General features: G+C 57.9%; 10 protein-coding genes and 1 pseudogene. 8 read left to right on the top strand and 3 right to left on the bottom strand.

What is annotated here, in order from left to right; genetic code table 11:
- Positions 1 to 246: 246 nt before the first annotated feature.
- The 7 genes from ACP7EY_RS23605 (at position 247) to ACP7EY_RS23575 (ending at position 4,238) form a co-directional block, all read left to right on the top strand.
- Complete coding sequence (locus ACP7EY_RS23605) at positions 247 to 414, top strand: transposase (protein WP_426197697.1); 168 nt, start codon at positions 247 to 249, stop codon at positions 412 to 414.
- Between the two features lie 18 nt (positions 415 to 432).
- Positions 433 to 699: a hypothetical protein gene (locus ACP7EY_RS23600; protein ID WP_426197696.1), complete on the top strand. Its 267-nt coding sequence runs from the start codon at positions 433 to 435 to the stop codon at positions 697 to 699.
- A 154-nt stretch (positions 700 to 853) separates the two neighbouring features.
- Positions 854 to 1,246: a hypothetical protein gene (locus ACP7EY_RS23595; protein ID WP_426197695.1), complete on the top strand. Its 393-nt coding sequence runs from the start codon at positions 854 to 856 to the stop codon at positions 1,244 to 1,246.
- A gap of 319 nt (positions 1,247 to 1,565) precedes the next feature.
- Positions 1,566 to 1,742 (top strand): hypothetical protein, encoded by a 177-nt coding sequence (locus tag ACP7EY_RS23590; RefSeq protein WP_426197694.1) that lies wholly within the window; start codon positions 1,566 to 1,568, stop codon positions 1,740 to 1,742.
- Positions 1,739 to 2,179, top strand: coding sequence for a hypothetical protein (locus tag ACP7EY_RS23585; RefSeq protein ID WP_426197693.1), 441 nt, complete (start codon positions 1,739 to 1,741; stop codon positions 2,177 to 2,179). Before ACP7EY_RS23590 ends, ACP7EY_RS23585 begins: the two co-directional genes overlap by 4 nt.
- A 5-nt stretch (positions 2,180 to 2,184) precedes the next feature.
- Positions 2,185 to 2,997 (top strand): hypothetical protein, encoded by an 813-nt coding sequence (locus ACP7EY_RS23580; protein ID WP_426197692.1) that lies wholly within the window; start codon positions 2,185 to 2,187, stop codon positions 2,995 to 2,997.
- Positions 2,994 to 4,238 carry a tyrosine-type recombinase/integrase gene (locus ACP7EY_RS23575; protein WP_426197691.1) on the top strand — a complete coding sequence of 415 codons (1,245 nt, stop codon included), beginning with the start codon at positions 2,994 to 2,996 and terminating at the stop codon, positions 4,236 to 4,238. Before ACP7EY_RS23580 ends, ACP7EY_RS23575 begins: the two co-directional genes overlap by 4 nt.
- Positions 4,239 to 4,380: 142 nt before the next feature.
- Here the strand turns inward: ACP7EY_RS23575 and ACP7EY_RS23570 are convergent, their stop codons facing one another.
- The gene (locus tag ACP7EY_RS23570) at positions 4,381 to 5,292 is read right to left on the bottom strand and encodes a DNA-binding protein (RefSeq protein WP_426197690.1); all 912 of its coding nucleotides are present in this window, start codon (positions 5,290 to 5,292) and stop codon (positions 4,381 to 4,383) included.
- A gap of 95 nt (positions 5,293 to 5,387) precedes the next feature.
- Here ACP7EY_RS23570 and ACP7EY_RS23565 point away from each other — a divergent pair, with 95 nt between their 5' ends.
- On the top strand, positions 5,388 to 5,696 hold the full coding sequence (locus ACP7EY_RS23565; RefSeq protein WP_426197689.1) for a hypothetical protein: 309 nt from the start codon (positions 5,388 to 5,390) through the stop codon (positions 5,694 to 5,696).
- Between the two features lie 396 nt (positions 5,697 to 6,092).
- Here ACP7EY_RS23565 and ACP7EY_RS23560 read toward each other — a convergent pair whose 3' ends face one another.
- Together ACP7EY_RS23560 and ACP7EY_RS23555 are read right to left on the bottom strand one after the other, a co-directional pair.
- The gene (locus tag ACP7EY_RS23560) at positions 6,093 to 6,617 is read right to left on the bottom strand and encodes an IS5 family transposase (RefSeq protein ID WP_426197688.1); all 525 of its coding nucleotides are present in this window, start codon (positions 6,615 to 6,617) and stop codon (positions 6,093 to 6,095) included.
- A gap of 6 nt (positions 6,618 to 6,623) precedes the next feature.
- Positions 6,624 to 6,839, bottom strand: a pseudogene (locus tag ACP7EY_RS23555) (IS5 family transposase); the annotation flags it as partial.
- Between the last annotated feature and the right edge of the window lie 129 nt (positions 6,840 to 6,968).

Genomic DNA, 6,968 nt, shown 5'->3' with positions numbered 1-6,968 from the left:
GCGTCCAACTTCAATCGCAATACATCTTTTATCTTACGCATATTGATCCTCGGTGCGGGCATGCTCTCTCCAGACAAAAGCTGGAAGCGTACCCGTTCGGTTGCTATATGCGTAACATCGTCTCGGCGTTCCACGACACCGTTCCGGTATCGTGACCAACCATTCCGGTATCGTGCCCACTGATTCCGGCATCGTGACCAGTGATTCCGGTCAGTCCCTCAAACTGGGCGCGATGGACCGGAATGGCTGGGCACGATAGACCGGAATCAGTGGGCACGATGGACCGGAATACCCACCAGCGCCTTCGGCGACCCTTATCACAAGCGCTGGCGCATCGAGGAGGCCTTCAAGTGGCTCAAGCACCGGCTCAATTTGGAGCATGTTTCCGGCCTTTCCCAGCAGGCCGTGGTGTAGGACGTCGCAGCCAAATTCATGTGCGATAACTTGCAGACCTTGGCTGCGTTGACCGCCCATGAGCAGGCCGCTCTGCGCGAAGTCGACCGCATCAACCATGCCTACGCGCAGACCGCGCTCAAACCGTTCATGCCGGCTCTGCTGCTCGGAAAAAAGGTGGGCAAGCGATTGAGCGAGGTGCTGAATCTGATTGCGAAACAGACCTACCTCCATCGAGAAAACTTGTCAAAACCGCGCAAACCAAAACCGAAACCCCACAAGCACATGGCGCAAAAGCCATGTTAAGCACGGAGGAAATCCTTAACTTGGGTGGATTGGGTTCAGTTCTCCCATCACTAAATCTCTCTCGCGATATCCTATCTTTGCACCACTATTTGAGTGTTACCAGGTTGCAGAATCGGTGCGCTTGAGCTGCCAGCCTATCGCAAAAGGACTCCAAATGTATGGACATTTCGCTTCAAACTCAGCGCAGATTCAATGCAATTTCAGTGCAGAATTTCTATCAACGTTCTGGGCAGGATGCCGGATGTATATCGCACGGCTCAATACATCCAGTTTTGTCGGCAAATGCTTTGCCACCTCAGGGCTTCGCCCCGAGACCCTTACTTCTGGATTCCCGCGATGTGTACGTGATCGGGGTGGCCCCAGTTATCGTAGGGCCGCGTGGGTCGGCAAGGCTGTCGCCGGCGAAGTTGCGGGCATGGTGCCGTTCGTGCGCGACGTCGTCGTCATGGTCGAAGGGTACTCGCACGAAGGCGTGGTGGGCGCCGAGTCGTGGATGAGCACTATTGTGAAAGCTGCGATGGATGGCGTTGGTGCACTTAAAAGTTGAAGGCGACAGTCCCCCAACCCTTCCATCGGGGTCGCTGTGTTAAACCGCATGCTGGTCGGGGTCGCTGTGTTAAACCGCATGCTGGTCGCCGCACGCCCAAGCTGCGTTCGCAGTCAAAAAATGGCAGCATAATCGGGCAGGGGTTGGGGGACTGTCGCCTTCGATTTTTAAGTGCACCAACGCCTCTGAGAGCTTCAGAGACACACAAAACGGAGGAGTATGTGAGAATATTACTTAATCGGTGCTAAGTAAGAATCTATTGTTTTACAGGTTTATAAATACCGGTTAATGTACCTGTATTGCAACTACGAAAGCGTCCATGTATGTCCTCATCCTGACCTTGTTCCTGCAGCAGGGCCCTGCCATGTCAATGACCACCACTGAATTCTCCAGCGAGAAGTCTTGCAACGAAGCCGCCTCGAAATGGGCAATGGAGACGATGAAGACCTACGGTGCCGCCAGTGGCCGCTTTACCACCGTGTGTGCGGCTAAATGAACGTATCGACGTCTTTCTCGACAGCACCGATTCTGGAACGGATCTGGTTCGTCAACACGGACATCCATAGCTCTCACGAGTTTGCGTGTGATCCGGGAGACGCCTCGCCATTCACCCATAGGCGCCGCGCTGGTCGCATGTTCGTCACGCCCCGCCCTGAAAAGCTGGAAAAGTACAACAAGGCCTCGCTGGTCATTGAGCCGGGTGACTCGGTGTTCGCCTGCGACGATCACGCAGTGTTGCGCACCTTGCTCATCGATCTGGCTCTGGCGTTCGGCCCGTTCGTAGCCGATCAAGGAGCCTATCTGGCGTCTCGCCGGAGGTTTGTTTTCGGACAGCCGCCGCGCCGCCTGCACAACCTGGTCGGCGATATCGCCGCCGCTGGCAGCACGGTCCTGCCGGGGTTTTCGCACGCGCCGTCGGCGCCGGAGGCCTGACATCTATGAGCCGCCCCGCGTTCAGCCTTGATGACGATCATGCCCGCCAGTTGATCGGGCAGTTGCAGGCGCTTGAAGCGCGTCATCCATTCGATCCGCGTGACCACCGCCCGTTCGTGCGCGATTTTTTGCGCGCGGTCCATGGTGTCACAGGCGCGGTGTACGGTCCAGCCACGTATCGCAAGCTCCTCGCCGCCTATGCGCCGCAGCGCCGCCCGTCGACCACCACGTTGGCCCACGAAAAAGACTTGTTGGTCGGCGAGCTCAAGCGCGAGCAAGCGGGCTCCGCGGAACTGATCAAGGCCAGTGCACCGGAGTTGGCCAAACTGGTGCGCCTGGCCGTGATCGGGGCGATCGGGCAGGCGCCGGCACCGAGACAGTCGACGGCGATCGGCGCACCTACAGGCGCGAAAGATGGCACCGCCGCCACCATCTGGAAAGAGCGGGCCGTGGAGTTCGAACGTCTGGTGCGAGAAGCGCACCTGCTGGCCGGCCGCCAAGCGGCCGAACTGGAGTCCGGCCAACAGACTATTGTCGCCTTGCGTGAGGATCTGGCGCAGACAAAGCAAGTGCTGGGCGCCCAGACCGTCCAGCTCGAACGGCTTGCCGGTGCCATCGAAGATGCGCGTCTTCTGTATTTGCGAGCCGTCGATGATGCGCGCGGCGAAACCCGGTCCTGGCGTGAGCGCTGCGCCTGTGTCGAAGCGGCCGCAAGGGCGAAAGCGAAAGACGATCAGCTGCTGCTCGAAACGTTCCGGCAACTGGCCTACCAGCGCGGCGCCGCGATCCCCCCGGCCCTGCGCAAGGAGACCCCATGACGGACCTTGTTCAAGTGACCGAGGTGAGTGGCGCGGTCGACCTGATGATGGCGGCACCGCAACCCGGGCACGGGCTCGGTCCGGTGTCGAGCGACTGGGAAGCCGCCGAGGTATGGCTCGGTGCGGTGGCGCGTAAAAGCCGCAACGGGTCGGTCGAAACCGTGACGACATATCGCTATCACCTGGCCAAGCTGCAGTGGTACTGCGAAAACGTGGCGATGACCACGCCATCGCGCTGGTCGATCCAGGATGTCGGTCGCTTTAAAGACTTCTTGGCCAACCTGCCGGCCGATGCGCTGTGCGCCCGGATCGACAGGGGCTTTGCCCGCCTTGACGATGAAGGATACACCCCATTCCGGACGCAGCCATCGGCAAGTAGCCGGTCCGATATCGAGCGCTTCGTCCACGCAATGCTTAAAACCTGGCATGCGATGGGCTATATCCGCATCAACCCAATGGCCCTCGACGGCGCCGGCGCACGCCGCAAGGTCAACGCGCGGCGCTCGGTCGACCTGGACGTGTTCCAGGTCGTCCTGTCCACGCTCGAGCGGGAACAGGGCGGCACAGCGATATCTCGCATGGTCGCGTTGCGTGACCGGTTCATTTTGACGGCGCTGCGCGAGCTGGGACTGCGGGCGAGCGAGTTGGTTGGGTCGACCATGGGATCGTTTTACCGATTGGCAGATCCAAAAACAAAACGGCGATATTGGATTTTCAGGGTCGATGCAGCATGCGCCAAGGGAGGCAAGGAGCGCAGGATGCCGGTGACGCAGACGCTGCTCCGCTCGCTCCAGGACTACCGCATGGGGTTTGGCCTGGCGCCCAGCCCGGTTGAATCGGAATTAGGTGCCCTGCTTCTTTCCCCATACACGCAAAAGGTGATAATCGCCGGCAGCGTCGTGCGCGGTGTGAAATCGAAGCGGTACTTTGGGGAATTCAAGGAACTCTCGACGCGGCAGCATTTGCATGCGATCGTCAAAACCCGGTTGCAGACCACGGCGGGTCTACTGTCGGCCACCGGCGAGCACGAATTAGCGTCTGAACTTGGAGCGGCGTCGCCGCACTGGCTGCGCCATACGTTTGCGAAGGCCGCCTTATTGCAAGGCCAGTCGATGCGGGAGGTAGCCAGCCTGCTTGGTCACGCGAGCGTCGACACGACGATGGTGTACACCGATCAGGATGCCCTAGACCTAGTGCGCTCGTTCGAACGCGAGAAGATCGATTTGGCAATTGCAGAGTGATACGAATCGACTCATTGTGTGTTCTTGAGCATGTCCATTCGCGGCAGAAATTTCGGATCGGACGCGCAGAAGTGGGATGAGTTGCCCACGCCAGCGACCAACGAGAGCGCGGCAACCCGCGGTGCTAGCAGCGATTATGTCTTCAAAAGTTCTCTTGTTTCGTCGGTTTCGAACCAGGCCGATCCGCATCGCTCGGCTGTCCTGTTTGGACTCTTTTTAACGAATCAATCTCAAGCGTCAGGCGATCGTTATCCGCTTTCGTCTGGAGCGCGTCGCGATGTGCCGATTCAGCTTTCACGCGGAGGTCAGCGAATGACTGGCTCAGCCGGCGGACATCGTCCCTTTCGAGCTGGAGCGATTTCATCGTCAGTTCCTCATGCACTTTCACTTCGCTGAGCTGCTCTTTCATTTCACCAAGGCGTGCGTTGAGCGCATCGCGCTGCGCTATCGCTATCCCATGATTTTGCTCCGCCGCGATCCGGCGTTCACGTTCAAGCTCAACCAAAGCACGCGCATCCGTCAATTCCTTCTGGATTACGGGTACACCTTCCAGCCGCAGCTGCGCTTTTGCAAGGTCGGTACGGGCAGCTTCCGCCGCTTTGCGTTCACGCGCGGCCGAATCACGCGCCTCAACCACTTCGGCTTCGAGCGAAGCGAAGCGCCCTTCTCCATTCGCTACAGCTGCCTGCAGCGCCAACGATTCTTCCCTCAACTCAACAATCCAGTTTGACAGGCGCTCATTTTCACGCGCAAGTTCGTCGGCCGCGTGTTCGCTATCGGCCAACTTTTCTGTGAGTGGCTGAATTGCCGAGCTCTTTTCCTCGCCAATTAGTTTCAGCAAGGCCGCTTGAATGGGCGCGGGAAGGACCGCGCTTGGCACTATCGACTGCAGCTGAGATGACTCCCATTCGCGTAGTAGGCGGTGAACGGTGCCTCTGCTCCCACTCCCGTGGGCGTCCATGATTGCACTTATCGTCGGCCGAACACCCGAAATCTTTAGGCGCTCGGCAATGGCGGCGACGTCGTTGCTCGTGATCGTAGCGAGGCGAGGCATCTTGAACTCCAGTTGGGTGGCGAATCAAGCAATAGTAAGCAATTTTATTACGTAACGCAATCGTTACGTAACGCAATCGTTACGTAACGATTGCAGTGTTTATTGTCGATATTGACAGTATCCGCGATCTAAGTCGTATCAAATGGGAAGTAATCGAGTGCGGCGTTATCGATCGCGCTGCTCGCATGCTCGTGTCGCCGCAAGCTCAGGCCAAAGTCAGGTCATACGGCAAACTGCCAGCGCAGATGCGGCACCTGCGTGAAAGTCTGGCTAGCCTGTTGAATGAGGCATTACCTGGTCAAGAACTCGATCGGGCCGTCAAGGCGAAACCAAGTTGCTATGTGTTTCTGGCCGCCACCTTATTCTCGACGCGAACGGTCCCGAAATTACAGAAGGAAGATTGATTTTGACAACAACACAAAAAGAAGCTCGCCGTGGACGGGGTTTGAGGTGCAACGGAAAGGCCATCCGGGTTAAGCAGAATCACTGACCGGTGGCGGCGACCGTCCGCCCTCGACCCATTGCGGACGTTTCGAGGCTTGGGTCAAAAAATCGTCGGTGCCAACAGCATGAATTGACGCGACATCTTTCTTGGGGTCTTCTCAGAAAACGGAATTTAAAGTACGTTAAGGCAACCTCGAATAACCGGATTTTCACCTGAATAAGCAAGCAGTCGAGGTCGCCAGCGTGATTCACATTCGATTTTATTGCTTGTTTCGACGACGGTGGTCAGTCGATTGACCGCAGTGGCCAGCTTTACCGGGCAGTTGGGCGCCTCGGTTTTGACTGGTTTGCGCGTTTTAGAACGCCTCGATGCCGCGTTCTTTCAAATAGACGAGTCGCTGCAAGTTGTAGCTGGCGGTTTTGAGTTGCAGTGCGAAGGTAGCGCGCACAATTCCCATGCGGCGCACCAGTTTTCCACCCATGTGACGCATGGCGCCGAAGACATGTTCGACCCGTGCCCGCGGTGTGGCGATGCGCCTGTTGCGCTGCTTTTGGGTTTCCGAGATTGGCTTGTTGGCACTGCCTTTGCGCTGGATTTGTACGCGCCAGCCAGCCGCTGTCAGCGTTGCTTCCCGCTCGGCACTCGGGTAACCGCGATCAGCATAGACGTCGCGGCTGGTGTTGTTCGGATCGAGCAGGGCTTCAAACACCACGCTGTCGGACACGGCGGCATTGGTGATGATGACTTTGCGCACGAGCTTATGGCGCTTGTCGATGCTGGCGTGAAGCTTGTAGCCGAAGTGGTTCTTGCCGTGCTTCTTCGTCCACTTAGCGTCGACGTCTTTCTGCGCGCGTTTATGGGCCTTCCAGGTAATCGGCATGGTGCCTTACTTGACCGTCTCGGCTTCCTCGTGTTTGTTGCGCTGAACCGGTGCCTGCACCAGAGAGGCATCGATGATCTGGCCGCAGCGCGCCAGGTAGCCATGCGCCAGCAGTTGTTGCTGAACCTGGTCAAACAGCTTGGTGCACATACCAGCCTGGGCAAGGCGATCGCGAAACAGCCAGATCGTCTTGGCATCGGGGATCGTGCTGCTTTCGGTGAGACCGAGAAACTGGGCGTTGTTGAATTAATCGACGCCAGGCAAAAACGTCCCCAGTTTCGGTCCGTTTTTAGATTTTTACCGACACCGGCATACCGAAGCTAGTCATCGTGTTCAGTGCGGACGCACTGA

Origin of the sequence: Massilia sp. DWR3-1-1 (assembly GCF_049898325.1) — a bacterium.
Classification (GTDB): domain Bacteria; phylum Pseudomonadota; class Gammaproteobacteria; order Burkholderiales; family Burkholderiaceae_D; genus JAFCUW01.
The sequence above is the reverse complement of the archived record's forward strand: the minus strand, read 5'-3'. Positions and strand labels throughout refer to the sequence as shown.